Raw genomic sequence first — 20176 nt, forward strand, 5'->3', positions numbered from 1 at the left:
GGTTCTCGGCCCGTGACGGATGGTCAGTCGGTGAGGCGGTCGGCGGCCTCGTCTTCGCTGAGGGCTTCGATCTCGGCGATCAGCAGTTCCTCGACGCGGGCGGCCAGGGCGGTTGCGGTGGAGAGTTCGAAGGCGTCGCGGATGGGGACCTCCAGGCCGACGCCGGCGCGGATGCGGGCGACGACGCGGGTGACCAGGAGGGAGTCCCCGCCGAGGGCGAAGAAGTCGTCGAGGACACCGACCCGGGGGACGCCGAGGACCTCCTGCCAGAGCTCGGTGACGAGGTGTTCGGCATCGGTGCGCGGGGCCAGGTACTCGGCCGCGGCGGCCGGGTCGGGGGCGGGGAGGGCGGCGGTGTCGAGCTTGCCGTTGAGGGTCAGTGGGAGCCGGTCGAGGAGGACGACGGTGTCCGGGACGGCGTAGGCGGGCAGGCGCCCGGCGAGGTGCTCGCGCAGGGCCGCCGGGGCGGGTTCGGTGCCGGCGGCGGGGACGGCGTAGCCGACGAGGCGGCGGCCGGCGAGGACGACGGCCGCCGCCCGGGCGACCTCCGGGTGGTCGGTCAGGGCGGCCTCGATCTCGGCCGGTTCGATCCGGTAGCCGCGCAGCTTGATCTGCTCGTCGGTGCGGCCGAGGTACTCCAACTGTCCGTCGGCGCGCCAGCGGGCCCGGTCGCCGGTGCGGTACATCCGCTCCCCGGTGAACGGGTCGGGGCGGAAGGCGGCTTCGGTGAGGTCGGGGCGGCCCAGGTAGCCGCGGGCGAGGCCGGCGCCGCCGATGTGCAGCTCGCCCTCGGCGCCCCGGGGGAGGAGGGCGCCGCGCTCGTCGAGGACGTACAGCCGGACCCCGGGCAGGGGGCGGCCGAGCGGTGGCCGCCGGGCGGCGTCCGGGGCGCCGAGGTCGCCGGCGGTGGCGATGACGGTGGCCTCGGTCGGGCCGTAGGTGTTGACCAGCCGGACGGTGTCGCCGTGGCGGTCCCGCCAGCGGGCGACGGCGTCGGCACGTGCCTCGGACCCGCCGAGCACCACCAGCCGCAGGGCGGCCGGCCACGGGGTCCGGTCGTCGAGCGAGACCAGCTCCTCCCAGTAGGCGGTCGGCAGGTCGAGCACGGTGACGGAGGGCCCGTCCGGGCCGCGCAGCAGCTCGGGCAGGGTGCGGCCGCCGCCGGGCAGCAGGACCACGCACGCGCCGGTGGCGAGCGCCGGCCACAGCTCCTCGGCGTGGGTGTCGAAGCCGATCGAGGCGAACTGGACGATCCGGTCGCCGGGCGTGAGCCGGTAGCCGTCCGGGCCGGCCATCCAGTCGACCCGGGCGGCGAGCGCCTCCTGGCCGACGGCCACCGCCTTGGGGGTGCCGGTGGAGCCGGAGGTGTAGAGCACGTAGGCCAGACCGGCGCGGTCCTCCCCGGGGGAGGAGGGGGAGGAGAGGTCGGGGGAGGGGGCGGAGAAGGGGGCGGGGGCGGCGGCCGTCGGCTGGACGCGGAGTCCGGCGCCGCCCTCGTCGGTGAGCAGCAGGACGGCACCCGACTCGCGGAGCATCAGCCGCCGCCGCTCCTCCGGGTGGGCCGGGTCGAGCGGGAGGTAGCCGGCCCCGGCCTTCCAGACCGCCAGCAGGGCGACCACCAGGTCGAAGGACGGCGCGATCCGCACCGCCACCAGCTGCCCGCCGACCGCTCCGAGCCGACCGGCCAACTCGGACGACAGCCGGTCGAGTTCGGCGTAGGAGAGGGTGCGGCCGTCGCATTCCAGGGCCGGGGCGTCGGGCGCGGCGGCGACCCGCTCGGCGAAGCGGGCGAGCACCGGGGCCGCGGGCCCGGAGGCGGGACCGGCGCCGAGGGCGAGCAACTCGGCCCGCTCGTCCGGACCGATCAGCCAGTCCCCGTGCAGCGGCAGCGCCGGGTCCTCCGCCACGGCGGCGAGCAGAGCCCGGCACCGCGCGCCGAGCGCCGTGACGGTGGCCTCGTCGAAGACCTCCCGGTCGAAGCAGAAGGACAGCGTCAGCCCCCCGTCCGGGGTCCGCCAACTGTCCAGCAGCAGATCGGTCTTGGCGCGCTCGAAGCCGGAGTCCATCGACGCGGTGCGCACCCCCGCCGGGAGATCCGCCCCGCCGTCGCCGCCGGCCAGGTCGTACTGGCTCTGGTGGACGAACACCGCCTGGTACAGCGGCGCCGCGCCCGCCTCGGCGGGCAGGCCCAGGTGGGCGGCGAGCCGTTCCACCGGCACGTCCTGGTGACTCAGCGCGCCCAGGGTCGCGGTCCGGGCCCGGTGCAGCACCGTCCGGAAGTCCGGTTCCCCGGTCAGGTCGGCGCGGATCACCCCGGTCCGGGCGAAGTAGCCGACCACCGCCTCCTGGGCGGCCTCGGTGCGGCCCGCCAGCGGGGTCCCGACCAGGAAGTCGGCGGTGCCGGTCCAGCGGGCCAGCACGCACTGGTAGGCGGCCAGCAGCACCATGAACGGCGTGCAGCGCTCGCGCCGGGCCATCCCGTCCAGGGCGCTGGTGAGCGCGGGGTCCAGCCGCACCGAGGCGAACCCGGCCGGGTGCAGCGGCTCGGCCGGTCGGGGGTGGTCCAGGGGCAGCCGCAGCCGCCCGGTGCCGGCCAGCTTCTCGGCCCAGTAGCGGAAGGCCGCCTCGGCCCCGCCGCCGGCCGCGCGCTCCTGCTCGGCCCGGGCGACGTCGCCGTACCGCAGGGCGAGCGGCGCCAGACCGGCCGGCGCCTCCCCGGTCTCCTCCCGGTAGAGGGCGAGCAGTTCGCGCCAGAGGATCCGGAACGACCAGCCGTCCGAGACGATGTGGTGCACCACCACGGCCAGCGCGTGCTCCTCGGGCCCGGCGGAGATCAGCACGGCGCGCAGCGGCGGCCGGTCGGCCAGGTCGAACGGCGCGTTGACGGCCGGGCGGCAGGCCTCGGTGAAGTCCCGCTCACCGGCGCCGGGCGCCAGCTCGACCAGGTCGAGCGGGACCGGCGCGGCGGGCTCGACCAGCTGGACGGGTGCCTCGCCGTCCAGGGCGAAGCGGGTGCGCAGGGTCTCGTGCCGTTCCGTCAGCCGGGTGAGCGCGGTGCGCAGCGCGTCCCGGTCGAGCGGGCCGCTCCAGCGGCGGCAGAGGTACATGTTGAAGCCGGCGTCGGCGGGGTGGAGCTGCTGGAGGAACCAGAGGCGCCGCTGCTCCTCGGTGAGCGGGTGGGCGGCCTCGGTGGGTCGGGCGGCGCCGGTCGTCCGGTCGGTGGTGGTCATCGGGTGGCGGCCTCGGTTCCGGTGCGGTGCGCGGCCGCGGTGGCGGCGGGCGGGGTGGCGGTGGGTACGGGGGCGGTGGGTGCGGTGACGGTGGGTGCGGTGACGGCGGCCGGGGTGACGGTCGGTGCGGGCGTCGGCGCGGGGGCACGAGCGGGTGCGGGTGCTGCGGGTGCTGCGGGTGCGAGAGCGTCGGCGGCGTCGGTGCGGCCGGTGAGGGCGGCGAGGCCGACCAGGTCGTCGGGCTCGGCGTCGGGGACGTCGCGGTCGAAGTGCCGCAGCGCGGGGACGGCGAGGCAGACCAGCACGAGCACGGCCATCGCCAGGCCGAACAGCAGGTAGAGCAGGCCGATGCCGCGCCCCTCGCCGGTGCCGATCAGGCGTCCGACGGTGCCGGCGAGCGGGCCGCCCTCGTCGACCCACGGCTGGACCAGGCGCGGGCCGAGCGGCGCCACCAGGGCGAAGCCGACCGGCAGGGTGGACCAGGCGACCATGGTGTTCACCGCGATCACCCGGCCGTGGAACCGCAGCGGGACCTTGGTCTGCACGATCGTCGCGTAGACGCCGTTGACCAGGCCCAGCGCGTAGGCCATGCCGAAGGCGCCGAGCGCGACGGTCGGCACCGAGGGCCGCAGGCCGGTCACCAGGCAGGCGGCGGCCAGGCCGAGGGTGGCGAACAGGACGCCGCGCAGCCGCAGCCGCCGCGGTCCGCCCCAGACCAGCAGGGTCAGGCCGCCCAGCACGGCGCCCAGGCCGGCCGCGACGGCGACCCATCCGGCCGCCGCGAGCGGGGCGAAGGAGAGCACCAGCGGGGTGGTGAGCAGGAACAGCGGCGACAGGAAGATGTTGAGCACCGCGAAGAACAGCAGCATCGCGCGGAAGTGCCGGCTGCCGAGCGCGCGCCGGAACCCGGCCCGGATCTCGGCGGCGACGCTCTCGCGCCGCCTGGCGGCCATCACGTCCGGGAAGCGCACGGCGAGGGTGACCCCGGTGGCCACGACGTAGCTGGCGACGTCGAGGGCGAGGATGCCGCCGAGGCCGAGCGCGGCGAGCAGGCCGACCGCGAACAGCGGTACCAGGAACTGGGCGAGCCCGAAGGCCATCTGGACGATGCCGTTGGCCCGGCCGAGGAAACGTTTCGGTACGAGCTGCGGGACGGCCGAGTTCCACGCCAGCCGCTGGAAGGTGAGCGCCGTGGAGAGGACCGCGATCAGCACGTACGCGTGCCAGACCTCCAGGCCGTCGACCAGGTAGAGCAGCAGCATCACCGCCTGGGTGAGACCGGCCGCCACGTCGCCGTACAGCATGATCCGGCGGCGGTCGCCCCGGTCGACGACGGCGCCGGCGATCGGCGCGGCCAGGATGCCGGGCACCAGGCCGCAGGCGGCCAGCAGGCCGAACTGGGCGAGCGATCCGGTGGTCAGGTAGATCCAGACCGGCAGGGCGAACTCGGTGAGCGCCGAGCCGATCATCGAGACCTGCTGGCCGGCGGCGACGCCGAGGAACCGCCGCATCGTCGGCCGGGCCGCCGGCGGGGCGCCCGCCGCCCGCGAGGTCCGCGTCGACCGCACGGCGTCCGGGGTTGCCGGGGTGTCCGGGGCATCCGCGGCTCCGGCCGGCTGTTCCGCGCCGTCCCGGGAGAGCCCGGCGAGCCACCAGGTGGCGCCCGCGCGCGGCCGGTGCCGCTCCTCCTCGCCGGCCGCCACCGAGCGGTGCACGGTGGTCAGGATCTCGGCGAGCTCGGCGGCCCGGTACTTGAGGTAGAAGTGGCCGGCCTCGTCGAGCACCACCACGCCGGTGGTGTCGCTGAGCCGGTGCCACTCCCGGTACCGCTCCTCGTAGAACTCGGTGGCCGGGTCCCGGTCCCCGCAGACGGCGATCACCGGTGCGGCGATCCGGCCGTCCTCGCTCTCGAAGAGCCGGGTGAAGTACTGCTCGGCCTCCTTGGTGCCGGTCCGGCGGTTGCTGACCATCAGGCGCAGCTGCTCGGCGCCGACCTCGTCGGTGTCCAGGCCGGCCGCCGCCAGGGCGTTGATCATGCCCTGGTCGCTGCGCAGCCGGTCCGCCACCCGGGCCCACCACTCGCCGACGGCGGCGCCGCGCCCGCGCGGCCGGGCGAACGGGAAGATCCCGCCGAGGTGGACGGCCTCGATCTCCCGTCCGGCCGCCTCCACCCGGCGGGCGATCTCGACGGCCAGCCGGACACCGACGCCGCAGTGGCCGTAGAGCACGATCCGCCCCTCGACGGTCTCCACGATCTCCTGGGCGCAGAGCGCGGCCACCTCGTCGATGTCCATCGCCTCCTCGCCCAGCTCGTGGCCGGGGACGGCGAGCGAGTGCAGCGCCCAGTCGGCGGGCAGCGCGTCGGCGAGCGGCTTGTAGATGAGCGCGCTGCCGCCGCCGTACGGGGTGCAGACGACGCTGGCCGTGGTCCGGTGTCCGGCCGGGGTGAGCCGGTGCAGCAGCCGGCGCGGTCCGCGGTCCGCGTGCGGGTCGCTGAGCAGGGCGGCGAGGCGCCGCACGGTCGGGTACTTGAAGAGGTCCATCACCCCGACCGGGGTGGGGAGTCCGGGGTAGGCGCGGCGCAGCTTCGCGACCACCTGGGTGGCGAGCAGCGAGTGGCCGCCGAGTTCGAAGAAGTCGTCCAGCGCGCCGACCCGTGGGACGGCCAGGAGTTCGGCCCAGAGGCCGGCGAGGAAGCGCTCCTCCTCGCCCTCCGGTTCGACGTACTCGCCGGTGGCGGCGGGCTCCTCGGGCTCGGGCAGCGAGCGGCGGTCGACCTTCCCGTGGGCCAGCAGCGGCAGCCGGTCGAGGACGACGAAGCGGGCCGGCACCATGTAGTCCGGCAGCACCTCGGCGAGGGCGTCGCGCAGGTCGGCGGGCGCCGGGGCGGGACCGTCCCCCGGGTGTTCGAGGTAGCCGACCAGGGCCTGCCGCAGGCCCTCGCCGCGGGCCAGCACGACGGCCTGGGTGACGCCGGGCAGGGCGGTGAGGGCCGCCTCGATCTCGCCGGGCTCGACCCGGTAGCCGCGGACCTTGATCTGGTCGTCGGCGCGCCCCAGGTAGTCGAGGGTGCCGTCGGGCCGCCAGCGGGCGAGGTCGCCGGTGCGGTAGAGCCGGTCGCCGGGCGCGCCGAAGGGGTCGTCGACGAAGCGCTCGGCGGTGAGGTCGGGGCGGCCCAGGTAGCCGCGGGCGAGCCGGTCGCCGCCGAGGTACAGCTCACCGGTGACGCCGGGCGGCACCGGCTGCAGCTCCTCGTCCAGGACGAGGCAGCGGGCGCCGGCGAGCGGGGTGCCGATGGGGGTGTTCCCCGGGCCGTGGGCGTCGGCGGTGACCTCGTGGACGGTGATGCCCACGGTCGCCTCGGTCGGGCCGTAGTGGTTGAAGACGGCGCACCGGCCGAGGGCGGCGAGTCCGGCGGCCCACGGCCAGGCCGAGGCCTCCCCGCCGAGCACCAGCGCCCGGCGCGGCAGCAGCCGCTCCATGGGGGCGTCGGCGCCGAGCGCGGCCAGGTGGGACGGGGTCATCTTGAGGTAGTCGAGGTCCAGCGACTCGATCTGCTCGGCGAGTTCGGCGCCGGCGATCCGGCGGGGGAGGAGGTGGACCCGGCCGCCGGTGGTCAGGGCGAGGTAGAGCATGGTGATGCTGAAGTCGAAGGACAGCGACTGCAGCAGCCCGTACGCGGCGCCCGGCTCGATCCGCAGCCTCTCCCGCACGCCGGCCAGGTAGTTGAGGATCTGCCGGTGCTGGACGGCGACGCCCTTGGGCGTGCCGGTCGAGCCCGAGGTGTAGATCACGTACGCCAGGTGGTCCGGGCCGGAGGCCTCGTCCAGCGGCTCGGCGTCGGGGGCGAGCGGGCCGGGGTCCGGGGCGAGCGGACCGGCGTCGGGGGTGAGCGGGCCGGCCGGTGCCGCGGCGCCGTCGGCCGGCTCGGCGTCGAGCAGCAGCTCCGTGCCCCCGTACCCGGGGAACCGCTCCCGCAGCGCCGTGTCGGTGATCAGCACCCGCACGCCGGCGTCGGCCACCAGGTGGGCGAGCCGGGCGGGCGGCTGTTCCGGGTCGAGCGGCAGGTAGGCGCCGCCCGACTTCAGTACGCCGACCAGGGCGGCCGCGAGTTCGGGCGACTGCTCCAGGCAGACCGCGACCCGGTCGTCCGGCCGTACGCCGAGCGCCCGCAGCCGGCGGGCGAGGCCGGTGGCCCGCTGCTCCAGCTCGCGGTAGTCGACCGTGCGGTCCCCGAACACCAGGGCCGGGCGCTCCGGGTGGGCCTGCGCGGTGGCGGCGAGCAGCGCCGTCAGCGTGCCGGGCACCTCGGTCGCCTCGGCTGTCCCGGCCGCCTCGGGCAGCGCCGGTCCGGCGGCCCAGCTCTCCAGGACGTCCCGCCGCTCGCCGGGGGTGAGCAGCGGCAGCCGGGAGACCGGCCGTGCCGGGTCGGCCACGGCTGCCGCGACCAGCAGTTCGAAGCGCTCGACCAGCTGCCGGACGGTGGCGGCGTCGAAGAGGTCGGTGCGGTAGGTGAGCAGCCCGTACAGGCCGCCGTCGGACTTCTCCCGCATGTAGAGCGCGAGGTCGGTGCGGGTGGTGGCGGCCTCGTGGCCGAAGCTCTCGCCGGTGAGCCCGCCGCCCGTGGGGAGCGTGCCGCCGCTGCCGGCCGCGCGGTCGCCGTAGTTCTGAAACGCGAAGCTGACCTGGAAGACGGCGGCCCGGCTGACGTCGCGCTCGACCTCCAGGTCGGCCACCATCTGCTCGAACGGCACCTCCTGGTGGGTGTACGCGTCGAGGGTGGTCTCGCGGACCCGGCCGAGCAGCTCGGCGAAGGTCGGGTCGCCCTCCAGCCGGGCCCGGATCGGCAGCATGTTGACGAACAGGCCGACGACGTCCTCCAGTTCGCGGTGGAGCCGGCCGGCGACCGCCGAGCCGATCGCGAAGTCCCGCCGTCCGGCGTGCCGGCCGAGCAGGGTCTGCAGGGCGGCCATCAGCACCATGTACGCGGAGCCGTTGGACGACCGCGCCAACTCCTTGACGCCGCTGCCGAGTTCGGTGCCCCAGTGGAACTCCAGGGCGGCCCCGTCGAAGGTCAGCACCGGCGGTCGGGGGCGGTCGGTGGGCAGGTCGAGGGCGGGGACGTCCCGGAGTGCGGCCCGCCAGTACGCGCGGGAGGCGGCCAGCACGCCGCCGGACAGCCGCTCGCGCTGCCAGTGCGCGTAGTCGCCGAACCGGACGACGGGGGCGGCCAGACCGTCCGGGGTGCCGTGGGCGTGGCGGGCGTAGAGCGCGTCCAGCTCGCGGTTGAGGATGTCGAGGGACCAGCCGTCGCTGACGATGTGGTGCATCACCAGCGCGAGGACGTGCTCCTCGGGCGCGGTGCGGACCAGCAGGGCGCGCAGCAGCGGGCCGGCGGCGAGGTCGAAGGGCTCCGCGACCAGCGCGGCGAGTTCACCGGCGGCGCGTCCGGCCGGGTCCGGGTCGGCGCCGGCGTCGACGAACCGGGCCGTGCACGGGTCCGGTTCGGCGATGCGGACCTCCGCGGTGCCCTCGGGGGTGCTCGGGAAGGTCATCCGGAGCGCCTCGTGGCGCGCGACCAGGTCGGTCAGGGCGGCGTCGAGCGCCGGACGGTCGAGCGGCCCGCGCAGCCGGCGGGCCGGCGCGAGCGTGTAGGCGGTGGACTGCGGGGCGTACTGGTCCATGAACCAGAGCCGTTCCTGCCCGCTGGAGAGCGGGGGGAGGGCGCCGGTCGGCCGCTCGGGCACGGTTCTCGCGGGGGCCGCGGCCGCGCGCAGCCGCTGGGCGAGCAGCGCGCGCTTGGTCGCGGACAGCCCGGCGGCGGGGTCCTGGGTGTCGGTCATGGGTGTTCCATTTCGGCGCACGTCGGGGGCGGCGGTGCCGGTGGGGCGGGTCCGTCGCGGGATCGGAGGGCGGCGCGCGGTGAAGCGCGCCGCCCGGGTGGGTCAGCGCAGTTCGCGGACGGCCGCGGCGATGCCTCGCGGGGTGGGGGTCGCGAAGAAGACGTCGAAGTCCAGCTCGACACCGAGCAGGTCGCGGATCCTGGCGGTGATCTGGATGATCGTCAGGGAGTGCCCGCCGAGTTCGAACAGGTCCTCCTCGGGCCCCAGGTCGGGCAGCCCGAGCACCTCGGCCCAGACGCCGAGCACGGCGGCGAGCACCTCGTCGTGCTCCCCGGCAGCGGCCCCGGTCCCGGCCCCGGCCGCGCCGGCGGTGTCGGCCGGGGTGCCGGTCGGCACCGGCGGGACGGGCAGCGCCCGGCGGTCCAGCTTGCCGTTGGGCGTCAGGGGCAGCCGGTCGAGCACCGCGAAGCGCTGGGGGACGGCGGCGGCGGGCAGCGCCCGCTGGAGGAAGGCCCGCAGCGCGGCGGCGTCCGGGGCACCGGCGCAGGGCGCCGGGACGAGGTAGCCGGCCACGAACGGCTCGCCGTCCTCCCCCTGGCGGACGGCGGCTGCCGCCTCGGCGACGTCCGGGTGGGCGAGCAGCGCCGACTCGACCTCGCCGAGCTCGATCCGGTGGCCCCGGATCTTGACCTGGTCGTCGAGCCGGCCGAGGAACTCCAGCTCCCCGTCCGCCGTCCAGGCCGCGAGGTCACCGGTGCGGTAGAGCCGGTCGCGAGGGGCGTCGGGGCCTCCCGGGCGGCCGGACTGGGCGCCGGGGGTGCCAGGGGTGCCGGGAGTACCGGGGGTGCCGGCGGCGCCGGCGGTACCGGAGGTGCCGAACGGGTCGTCGACGAAGCGCTCGGCGGTCAGCTCGGGACGGCCCAGGTAGCCCTCGGCCACGCCGTCGCCGCCGAGGTACAGCTCGCCCGGCACGCCGATCGGGAGCGGCCTGCGCCGCCGGTCGAGCACGTAGGCGCGGGTGTTGGCGATCGGCCGGCCGATCCGCACGGCCTCCGGCCCGGCCGGGACCTCGGCGCAGGTGGACCAGATCGTGGTCTCGGTCGGCCCGTACACGTTGAGGAGGCGGTCGGTGCCCGCCCGCAGCTCCCGGGCCAGCGGCAGCGGCAGCGCCTCCCCGCCGGCGAGGCCGGTCAGGCCGGGCGGCAGCGGTCCGGCGCCGAGCAGGACCCGCCAGCCCGAGGGGGTGGCCTGGACGTGGGTGACGCCCTCGCGCTCGATCAGGGCGCGCAGGCCCGTCCCGTCCACGGCGAGGCCGTCCGGCGCCAGGACCAGCCGTCCGCCGGTGACCAGCGGCAGCAGCAGTTCGAGTGCGGAGATGTCGAACGAGAGCGAGGTGAGGCCGAGCCAGACGTCCCGGGCCGTGGCGCCGAGCCGGTCGGTGAAGGCCGAGAGCAGGTTGACCAGCGCGCGGTGGCCGATCTCGACGCCCTTGGGGCGGCCGGTGGAGCCGGAGGTGTAGAGCACGTAGGCGAGCCGGCCGGGCGCGGCGGCGGTGGCGGCCGCGCCGCCCGCCCGCACCCCCTCCCCGGCGGCCCCGTCACCCACGGCCCCGCCCACGGCCTCGGCGAGGCGCAGCAGCGCGGGCGCCGCGGCCGCCACCTCGGGGGCCGGTTCGCGGTCGGCGAGGAGCAGGGCGGCGCCGGAGTCCGCCAGGACGAACGCGAGCCGCTCGGCCGGGTAGCCGGGGTCGAGCGGGAGGTAGCCGGCGCCGACGGCGTGCACGGCGAGCAGCGCGGCCGGCAGGTCGGCGGTGCGGCTCAGGTGCAGGCCGACCAGGTCGTCCCGGCCGACCCCGGCGGCGGTCAGCGCGCCGGCCAGCCGGTCGGCGCGCCGCAGGAGTTCCCGGTAGGTCAGCCGCTCCTCGCCGGCCACCACGGCGACGGCCTCCGGCGCGGCCGCGGCGCGCTCGCGGACCAGGTCGAGCACGGTCCGGTCGGCGGGGTAGGCGAGCGCGGTGTCGTTCCAGCCGGTCGTGACGAGGTGTTCCTCGGACGGGTCGAGCAGCGGCAGGTCGCCGAGGACGGTCCCGGGGTCGGTGGTGGCGCCCGCGAGCAGGGTGGCGAGGTGGCCGGCGATCCGCCGGGCGCCGGCGGCCGGGAGGACGGCCGGGTCGTACTGGAGGGAGAACGCGACGGCCCCGGTGTCCTCGACCGCCTGGAGGTGCAGGGTGTTGCGGGACGCGTGGTGGAACACCGTCCAGTCGACCCGGGTGGTCGCGGCCGGGAAGACCGGGTCGGCGGTGGTCCGCCGGCGGTAGCCGAAGGACACCGGGGCCAGCCCGGCCCGGGGGGTGAGCCCGGGTACGGCCTTGCCGAACGGCACGGTGCGGTGGGCGGACACCAGGCGGACCTCGGCGCGGACGGCCCGCGCGTACTCCGCGAAGGTGCTGTCGTCCCCGGCGCCGGTCGGGGCGTACACCGGCAGCTCGTTGACGAAGAGGCCGATCTCGCCGGCCTGGTCCGGGCGGCGGGTGGAGAAGGGGACGGCCACCGGGACGGCCTCGCCGCCGTAGCGCCGCAGCAGGCCGTGCAGCGCGGCGAGCAGGAACTCGAAGACGGTCACCCCGGCGGTGCGTGCGGCGTCCGCCAGGGCGGCGTGGGCGGGGCCGTCGAGCCGCCAGGTGACGGCCTCGCCCGGCCCGGCGTCGGTGGTGGCCCGGGGGCCGTGCGGCAGGACCGGGTCGGTGGCGGCGGTCCAGCGGGGGCCGTGGAACGCGGCGGCCCGGTCGACGGCCCCGGGGTCGGCGGGCGGGCCGCCGCCGGCCGGCGGGTCGGCGGGGGAGCCCGGCGCCGCGGCGGGCGTACCGCCGTCGTGCGCGGCAGCGTAGGCGGCGGCGAGGTCGGCGGCCAGCACGTCCTTGGAGGTGCCGTCGAACACCGCGTGGTGGGCCACCACCAGCAGGTCGGCCGCCCCGTCGGGCCGCCGGTGCAGGGTGAAGCGGGAGAGCGGTCCGGCCGCGAGGTCGAAGGGGAGGGCGATCTCCTCGGCCAGCCGCTTGGCCAGGGCCTCGCCGTTCTCGGCGGTCGCGTCGACGACGGTGAGGGCGGGCGGTCGTTCGGCCGGGACCTGGCGGACCAGCCCGTCCCGCTCGACCAGGGCGGCCGCGAGCGCCGGGTGACGGGCGACGGTGGCGGTGACCGCACGCTCCAGGGCGCCGGTGTCGATCCGGTCGAAGGAGAACCGCAGGGCGAGGTGGAAGGCCTCGGGTGTGAAGGTCAGCCTGCTGGTCAGCCAGATCCCGTGCTGGGCCGGGGAGGCGGCGCGCGCGGGCGCGTCCGGGGCGGGCGCGCCCAGGGCGGGTGCGTCCAGGACGGGCGCGCTGCTCGCAGGTGCGGCGCTCGCAGGCGCGCTGCTCGCGGGCGCCGTTCTCGCGGGTTCCTCCGGGAGGGAGACAGGGCCGGGTGCGGCGGGGGAGTCGGACATGGCGTGCTCGATTCGGGAGTCGGAGACGGAGCTGCGGGACGCTCGTCCGAGCGGGGGCCGCGGCGATGCGGCCCGGGCGGACGGCGCGGCTGCCGAGTGGTGTCCGGCCCGCTCCTCGGACCGGACGGCAGGCCGCCCTGGCAAGGCCGACCCGACTCCCAGGTTTCCCCCCTGATGCGTCAGGCGGTCCGATCCTCTCCCCCGTAAAGAAGATCATTGGCCTGGACCTGCCGTGAGATTTCCACAGACCACATGCCTCGTCAAGGGTTGTCCACGACCTGGCCGGAGCCGGTCGACGGTTCGTCAACTACCTTCTGTCGCGGGTCGGCTGGGCCGTGGTCGGAGAGCGGTGCGGACGCCCGGCCGGACGCCGCGGCGGGGGGTGGTGCGGGCGGCGTCAAGTCGGGCCAAGTTGTCTGTACAGCTCTGGGTTCACTGTCCGTCATCGGAGCGCCATCGAACCGGTCCGTTGCCGTCCATCTCGGAGCCATAGACATAACGGGTCTGGGCCGAACGGAGGCCCAGTGCCCGTGTACAAGGAGTCACCCCCGATGAGTCCGAAGCCCGAACTGTCGCGCCGCACCCTGCTCGGTGGCGCGGCCGCGGCCGCCGTGCTGTCCGCCCTCCCCCTCAGCGTCCGCGAGGCGCTCGCCGCGCCGGCCAAGCCCGGCCGCCTGGCGGACATCCAGCACGTCGTGGTGTTCATGCAGGAGAACCGCGCCTTCGACCACTACTTCGGCACGCTGCCCGGCGTGCGCGGCTTCGGCGACCGGACGGCGGTGCGCGGGGTCAACGGGCGCTCGGTGTTCCACCAGCCCGACCCGAGCCGCAAGGAGGGCTACCTGCTGCCCTTCCCGATGAACGCCGCCCACACCAACGCCTACCAGCAGGGCGCCCCCGCCTTCGGCTTCGTCGACTCGATGAACGCCTGGAACGACGGCCGCGCCGACGGCTCGGTCACCCGCCGCTCCGGCGGCTGGCTCGGCCAGGGCTACTACGAGCCCGCCGACATGCCCTTCTACAACGCGCTCGCCTCGGTGTTCACCACCTGTGACGCCTACTACGCGTCGGTGCAGTGCAACACCAACACCAACCGCGACCACCTGATGACCGGCACCAGCGGCGGCACCGTCCGGGACACCCCGGTGACCGACAACACCGAGATCCCCGGCGGCTACGAGTGGACCACCTACGCCGAGCGCCTGGAGAAGGCCGGCGTCAGCTGGAAGACCTACCAGGCGCTGGACAACTTCGACGACAACGCGCTCGCCTGGTTCGCCCCCTTCGTCAAGGCCAAGCCCGGTGAGCCGCTGTACGAGCGCGGCATGCGCGCCGTCGGCGACCCGGCGAAGAAGAACGACCCGTTCGCGATGGGCGACGCCCTGGTCGAGGCCTTCGCCGCCGACATCCAGGCCGACACCCTGCCGCAGGTCTCCTGGATCGTCGCCCCCGCCGCGCTCTCCGAGCACGCCAACCACGCCCCGCCGAACGGCGAGCACCTGACGGCCCGGCTGCTGGCCGCGCTGGCCGCCAAGCCGGAGGTGTGGGAGAAGACCGTCTTCATCCTCAACTACGACGAGCACGGCGGCTTCTTCGACCACCAGCTGCCGCCCGTGCCGCCGCTGGCCGCCGGGCGCGGCAAGTCCACCGTGCCGGTCGACGGCGAGGTCGTCGTCCGGGTGAGCAAGGGCGGCTCCACCTACCACCGGGTGGTCAGCCAGGAGGGCAAGTACCGGGTCAAGGCCGCCGACGGCTCGCTGACCTGGTCCGACACGCTCCCCGCCGGTGAGACCCGGGTCTCCGGCCCGTACCCGATGGGCCTGGGCGTCCGGGTGCCGATGATCGTCGTCTCGCCCTGGACCCGCGGCGGCGTCGTCGACTCCACCGTCTACGACCACACCTCGGTACTGCGCTTCCTGGAGCAGCGGTTCGGCATCCAGGAGCCCAACATCAGCCCCTGGCGCCGGTCGGTCTGCGGTGACCTCACCAACCTGTTCGACTTCTCCGGCCGCGACCCGCGGTGGCCGCAGCTGCCCGACACCAGCGGCAACCGGCAGAAGGTCGTCGACACCGGCAAGCTGCCCGCGCCGACCGTGCCCAACCCGCAGGCCTTCCCGCAGCAGCAGCGCGGCACCCGCGCCGCCCGCCCGGCCCCGTACAACCTGCTGGTCAAGCCGAAGCTCAAGGGCGACCAGCTGACCGTCGACTTCGTCAACCAGGGCAAGCAGGGCGCCGTCCTCGCCGTCTACCCCGCCACGGGCGGCGCGCCGCGCCACTACACGGTCGGCGCCAAGTCCCGCCTCTCCGACGTGTGGACGGTCGGCGCGGACGGCTACGACCTGCGGGTGCACGGGCCCGACGGCGCGTTCTGGCACCTGCGCGGCGACACCGCCTCCGCCTACGAGATCTCGCTCTCCGAGGAGCAGAACGGCAAGGTGCTGGAGGTGGACGTGATCAACCGCTCGCGCACCGCCCAGACCTTCCTGGTCGGCGACCTCGCCTACGGCGACGGGCTGCGCGAGGTCCGGGTCGCGGCGGGCGACGACAAGACCGTCAACGTCAAGGTCTGCCCCGAGGGCTGGTACGACGTGGCGGTGGGCGTCCGCGGCGACCTCTCCTTCCGCCGCCGGATCGCCGGCCGCTTCCCGTGGGACGGCGAGCACCTCTTCACCGACCCGGCGATGGGCCTCGCCGACCCGCTGGCCCTGGACGTCGCGCTCAAGGCCGCGTCGACCACCATCGACGAGGCGATCCTGCTGCCCGGCCGCCCGGCCCGGGTCACCGCCAAGTTCACCGCCACCGCCGCGCTGACCTCGATCGAGGCGCAGCCGGTCGTCCCGGCCGGCTGGACGGTCGCCGCCGTCACCGCGCCGCCCGCCGCGCTCGCCGCCGGCGCCAGCGCCACCGCGGAGTGGGACGTCACCCCGCCGGCCCAGCTGCCGGACGGCGCCACCCACCGGATCCTGGTCACCGCCCGGGCGCTGGCCGGCGACCGGTTCGCCGTCGCGGACGGCGAACTCGCCGCCCGCACCGCGCCGGTGATGGCCGGCCACCTGCTGGGCGAGGACTTCGAGTCGCTGGCCGGGGCGCTCCAGCCGGTCTCCGGCGTCCTCGGCTGGACGCCGCAGGCCCCGCAGGGGTGGTCGGTGGTCAACGCGCCGGCCATGCCGCAGGGCACCGTCCGGCTCCAGGGCTGGACGTTCCACACCAAGCGCGAGTGGTCCACCCCGGCCGGGCAGGAGCGCGGCAACTTCACCCGCGGCCTCGGCATCCTGGCCGTCGCCGACCCGGACGACTGGGACGACACGGGCGCGCCGTCGCGCAAGGGCGTCTTCGACTCCACCCTGGTCTCGCCCGCGGTGGCCCTCCCGGCCGGCGCGACTACCCTGCACCTGGCCTTCGACTCGCACTACCGCCAGGAGGCGCCGCAGAAGGCGGCCGTCACCGCCGTGTTCGACAACGGCACCGAGACCCGGCTCGTCCACTACAGCTCCGACGCGACCGGCAACGACAACGCCGGCAAGGACGTCCAGAACGCCTTCGTGACCCGGCAGTTCGCCGTCCCGGCGGGCGCCCGGAGCGTGACCCTGAAGTTCCGGATGTACGACGCCGGCAACAACTGGTTCTGGGCCGTGGACCACATCCGCCTCGACACCGAGCCCATCACCGGCTGAACCCGGCACCGGTCGGCCGGTGGCACGTCAGCCCGGTGGCCCGACGGCCCGCCGGCCCCCCGACCCGGGGTGCCGGCGGGCCGTCCGCACTCCGGGGCGCACCGGCGGCCCGGGCGAACGCCTCGTGCGCCGGTGGCCCGGGCCTTCCGGCGGCCCGGGCGGGCGGCCACCCTGGTGCGGCCGGGCACGGGGAGCACCGGCACCGCGGCCGGGACCCACCGGCCGGGACGCGAGTGCGAGCACGAGGGGGCCACCATGGGGGACCGGACGGCGGAGGACGGCAGAGCGGCCGGGGCCGGACACATCGCCGGAGCGGGCGGAGCGGGCGGAGCGGGCGGGACCGGAGCTGCGGGCAGGTCCTGCTACCGGCCGCCGTTCGAGGGCGGATCCGGTCCGGTCACCGAGACGGTGTGGATCAGCGGCGAGACCTTCGGCCCGCGCGAGGTGACGGTCACCGTCCGGGCCGGGCGGGCGTACTTCGAGGGGGACATCGACCTCGGCCCGGTCGAGGAGCTCCGCACACCGCCCGACGGGTCGGACCCCCAGGAGGGCGCGGTGGTGGTCACCGGCCGCGGCGTGCGCTGGCCGGACGGCGTCGTCCCGTACGTGATCGACTCCTCGCTGACGAGCAGCACCACGGTGCCGGCCGCGATCCGGCACTGGAACGAGCGGACGCCCGTCCGCCTGGTGCCCCGCGACGCCCGCCGCCACCCCGACTACGTCCGCTTCACCGTCTCCACAGACCCCGGGGTGGGCGGCTCCTCCCCGGTCGGGCACGGGCGGGGCGAGCGGAGGATCACGATCAACCCCTCGGCGAGCAACACCGGGACGGTCATCCACGAGATCGGGCACAGCGTCGGTCTCTGGCACGAGCAGAGCCGCGAGGACCGGGACGCCCACGTGACCGTCCACCCGGAGAACGTGCAGTCCGGCCGCGCGGGCAACTTCGACCAGCACATCAGCGACGGCGACGACGCCGGCCCGTACGACTACGGCTCGATCATGCACTACCCGGCCGACGCGTTCACCAACGGCCGCGGGGACACCGTCGTCCCCCGCCGCCCCGGGGTGACCATCGGCCAGCGCACCGCCCTCTCGCGCGGGGACGTCGAGGCGGCGTACGCGATGTACGCCCCGGACCCGCTGCCCGGCCCGGCGCTCGCCGAGGGCACCTGGGGGAGCATCAGGGGCGGGCACCGTCTGATCCCGCTCGCGGGTGGGCGGGTGCTGGACTGGGAGCCGGCCACGGGCGGCTACCGGGTGTGGCGGTACGACCCGGCGGCGGCCGGGGACCCGTTCCCGGGTGAGCCGGTGGCCGCCGGTGTCTGGCGGAGCATCAGGGCCGGTCACGAGCTGGTGCCGCTCTCGGCGGACCGGGTGCTGGACTGGGAGCCCGCCACCGGCGGCTACCGGGTGTGGCGGTACGACCCGGCGGCGACCGGGGACCCCTTCCCGGGTGAGCCCGTCGCCGAGGGCACCTGGGGGAGCATCAGGGGCGGGCACCGTCTGGTCGTGCTCGGGGGTGGGCGGGTGCTGGACTGGGAGCCGGCCACGGGCGGCTACCGGGTGTGGCGGTACGACCCGGCGGCGACCGGGGACCCGTTCCCGGGTGAGCCGGTGGTCACCGGTGTCTGGCGGAGCATCAGGGCCGGTCACGAGCTGGTGCCGCTCTCGGCGGACCGGGTGCTGGACTGGGAGCCCGCCACCGGCGGCTACCGCGTCTGGGCCTACGACCCCGCCCTCACCGGCCGGGCCGACCCGCTGCCCGGCGCGCCCACCACCCGGGGCACCTGGGCCTCCGTCCGCACCGGGCACGAGCTGCTGGTCCTGCCCGGCGGCGCAGCGGTGCTGGACCGGGAGCCGGACAGCGGCCGCTTCCGGGTGTGGCGCATCAGGTGACCGGCCGCCACCGCGCCCGGGAGACGGCTGCTCCTGGCGGCGAAGGTGCGGGCGGGGCCGGTGGCGCCGGTGGTGCCAGTGGTGCAGGTGGGACCGGAGGTGCCGACGGGCTGTCAACAGGCGGAAACGGGACGCGGGCACGGCGGACGGTCCGGAAACTCACTGTCCGCACCCGTCCCGTCACCAGTAGGAAAGGGGGGCCGGTGCGGACCGCCCGCACCCGCGAGAGGAGCCGCCTCGTGTCCCGTCTCCGCGCCGCAGCCCTGACGATCGGCGCTGCCGCCGCCGCACTCACCCTCACGGCGACCACCGCACACGCCGCCCCGGGTGACACCCAGGACATCTGCGGCAGCCAGCTCCCCCCGAGTGGCTGGGCCGACGTCCAGTGGTGGAACAGCTACGGCTGCGGCCCGGGCTTCAGCCCGAACACCCACAGGATCATGCAGCTGACCGGCTACCCGGTCGGCACGACCGTCAACGTCTGCGCGTCCGCGCTGCCGCCGTCCGGCTGGGTCGAGGTCAGCGCCTTCTACAGCAGCGGCTGCCGCTACTCGGTCACGCCGAGCTTCAACAACAACTCCTGGCAGATCAAGCGGGTCGCCTGACACCCGCCCGCCCACCGGCAGTGGCGGCCCACCGGTGCGGGACCGGTGGGCCGCTGTGCGGTCGGGCGGGTGGCGGGCCCGGGCGTGCGGGCCCGGGTGTGCGGCCGGGTCGTGCGGCCGGGTCGTGCGGACGGTCAGATGGACACGAGCTGCCACAACTGGTTGACCTGGCCGGCGCCGTAGCAGTCCCACAGCTGGGTCTTGCCGCCGTTCCGGTCGATCTGCTCGTACGCGCCGTCCAGGCAGCGGCCGTTGGTCCGCACCGTCAGCTGGTAGACGCCGGTCTGGTTGGTGGCGGGCGCGAACCTCCAGTGCTGGTTGGTCTGGCCGGCGCCGTAGCAGTCCCAGACCTGCACCGGGGTGCCGTTGCCGTCGATGCCCTGCCAGGCGGCGTCGAGACAGCGGCCGCTCACCGTGTTGCGCAGCTCGTAGTACGCGCTGCCGTTCGCGCTGGTGATCCAGCCGAGCGTCCACCGCTGGTTGCGGTTCGTGCCGTCGCAGTCCCAGAGCTGGACCGCCGAGCCGTTGCCGGTGCCGGTCGCCGTGAGACAGCGGCCGTTGTACTGGTTCCTGACGAGCGAGCCGGCCGGCGCCGCCTCTGCGGACGGGGCGGCGGCGACCAGGGCCGTCGTGGCGAACGCGGCGGCCGCGACGGTCGTACCGAGCAGCTTCCTCATGAGGTGCTCCTTCCCTGGACCGGCGGGGATGCCGGCCGTCCCGAGGTTCCGGCGGTCGGATTGCCGACGGATCGGCGTTCGATTGCCGTGCTGGCCGGGCGGCGCCCCCGCGCGCGGAGCGGGCCCGAGGCCGGCGGGGGCGGATGGCGGACGGACCGTTCGGGTGGGAACCGGCGGCGGGCGGAGCAACACCCCCGCCCGGGCGGCAGACTGAGGGGGCACCGGAGCCCGACGGAACCCGGCCCGGCCGTTCGGCCCACGGCTCCGAACACCCCCCGAACCCGAATACCTCTGCCACCGACCCAGGGAGACCGCCAGCCATGAACCAGCGCCTGCTCCGCCTCACCGGCGCCGCCACCGCCGTCTACGGACTCGCCGTCGCCCGCCGTCCCGCCCTGCTCGCCCGCCCCTCCGGCCTCACCGCTCCCGACGGCACGCTCCCCGCCGGCCTCGCCGCCTGCCTGCGCCCGCTCGCCTTCCGCGACGCCGCCTGCGGCCTCGCCATGGCACTGGCGCCGAACGACTCCGCCCTCCGCGCCGCCACCGCCGTCCGGATCGCCTCCGACCTGGGCGACGCCGTCCTGCTCGCCACCGCCCTCCCGGCCCGCCGGCACCGGGTCATGGCGGTCGCGGTCTCGGTCGGCTGGGGCGCCCTCTCCGTGGCCGGCCTGCTGGCGCCCGGTCGCGATCTCTCCACCGGTCAAGTCTCTTGATGATCGAGAGATATGATCCGGGCTGACCACCGTCCGCCCCTGTCCGGAGGGC

The 20176-nt window shown here is 76.0% G+C and carries 8 protein-coding genes; 4 read left to right on the plus strand and 4 right to left on the minus strand.

Features of this window, described 5'->3' with window-relative positions; translation table 11 throughout:
- Nucleotides 1-23: 23 nt before the first annotated feature.
- The 3 genes from AC067J_RS22575 to AC067J_RS22585 all read right to left on the minus strand — a co-directional run bounded on the left by AC067J_RS22575 (nucleotide 24) and on the right by AC067J_RS22585 (nucleotide 12556).
- Nucleotides 24-3230: an amino acid adenylation domain-containing protein gene (locus AC067J_RS22575; RefSeq protein ID WP_478301856.1), complete on the minus strand. Its 3207-nt coding sequence runs from the start codon at nucleotides 3228-3230 to the stop codon at nucleotides 24-26.
- Nucleotides 3227-9073: an amino acid adenylation domain-containing protein gene (locus tag AC067J_RS22580; protein ID WP_478301858.1), complete on the minus strand. Its 5847-nt coding sequence runs from the start codon at nucleotides 9071-9073 to the stop codon at nucleotides 3227-3229. The genes AC067J_RS22575 and AC067J_RS22580 overlap by 4 nt, the downstream gene beginning before the upstream one ends.
- A gap of 102 nt (nucleotides 9074-9175) precedes the next feature.
- Nucleotides 9176-12556, minus strand: a complete 3381-nt coding sequence (locus AC067J_RS22585; RefSeq protein WP_478301860.1) for a non-ribosomal peptide synthetase — start codon at nucleotides 12554-12556, stop codon at nucleotides 9176-9178.
- Between the two features lie 551 nt (nucleotides 12557-13107).
- Between AC067J_RS22585 and AC067J_RS22590 the strand changes: the two genes are divergently transcribed.
- From AC067J_RS22590 to AC067J_RS22600, 3 genes are all read left to right on the plus strand, one after another.
- On the plus strand, nucleotides 13108-16230 hold the full coding sequence (locus AC067J_RS22590) for a phosphocholine-specific phospholipase C (RefSeq protein WP_478301862.1): 3123 nt from the start codon (nucleotides 13108-13110) through the stop codon (nucleotides 16228-16230).
- 255 nt (nucleotides 16231-16485) lie between these two features.
- A complete protein-coding gene (locus tag AC067J_RS22595; RefSeq protein WP_478301864.1) occupies nucleotides 16486-18129 on the plus strand; it encodes a M12 family metallopeptidase in 1644 nt (547 codons plus the stop codon).
- Nucleotides 18130-18368: 239 nt separating this feature from the next.
- Nucleotides 18369-18734: a hypothetical protein gene (locus AC067J_RS22600; RefSeq protein ID WP_478301866.1), complete on the plus strand. Its 366-nt coding sequence runs from the start codon at nucleotides 18369-18371 to the stop codon at nucleotides 18732-18734.
- 134 nt (nucleotides 18735-18868) lie between these two features.
- On the opposite strand, the gene AC067J_RS22605 is transcribed toward AC067J_RS22600, so the two are convergent.
- A complete protein-coding gene (locus tag AC067J_RS22605; RefSeq protein ID WP_478301868.1) occupies nucleotides 18869-19411 on the minus strand; it encodes an RICIN domain-containing protein in 543 nt (180 codons plus the stop codon).
- Nucleotides 19412-19731: 320 nt separating this feature from the next.
- On the opposite strand from AC067J_RS22605, the gene AC067J_RS22610 reads away from it, so the two are divergent.
- On the plus strand, nucleotides 19732-20124 hold the full coding sequence (locus AC067J_RS22610) for a hypothetical protein (RefSeq protein WP_478301870.1): 393 nt from the start codon (nucleotides 19732-19734) through the stop codon (nucleotides 20122-20124).
- The last annotated feature ends 52 nt before the right edge of the window (nucleotides 20125-20176 follow it).

It is taken from the genome of Kitasatospora sp. NPDC042419, assembly GCF_056437345.1.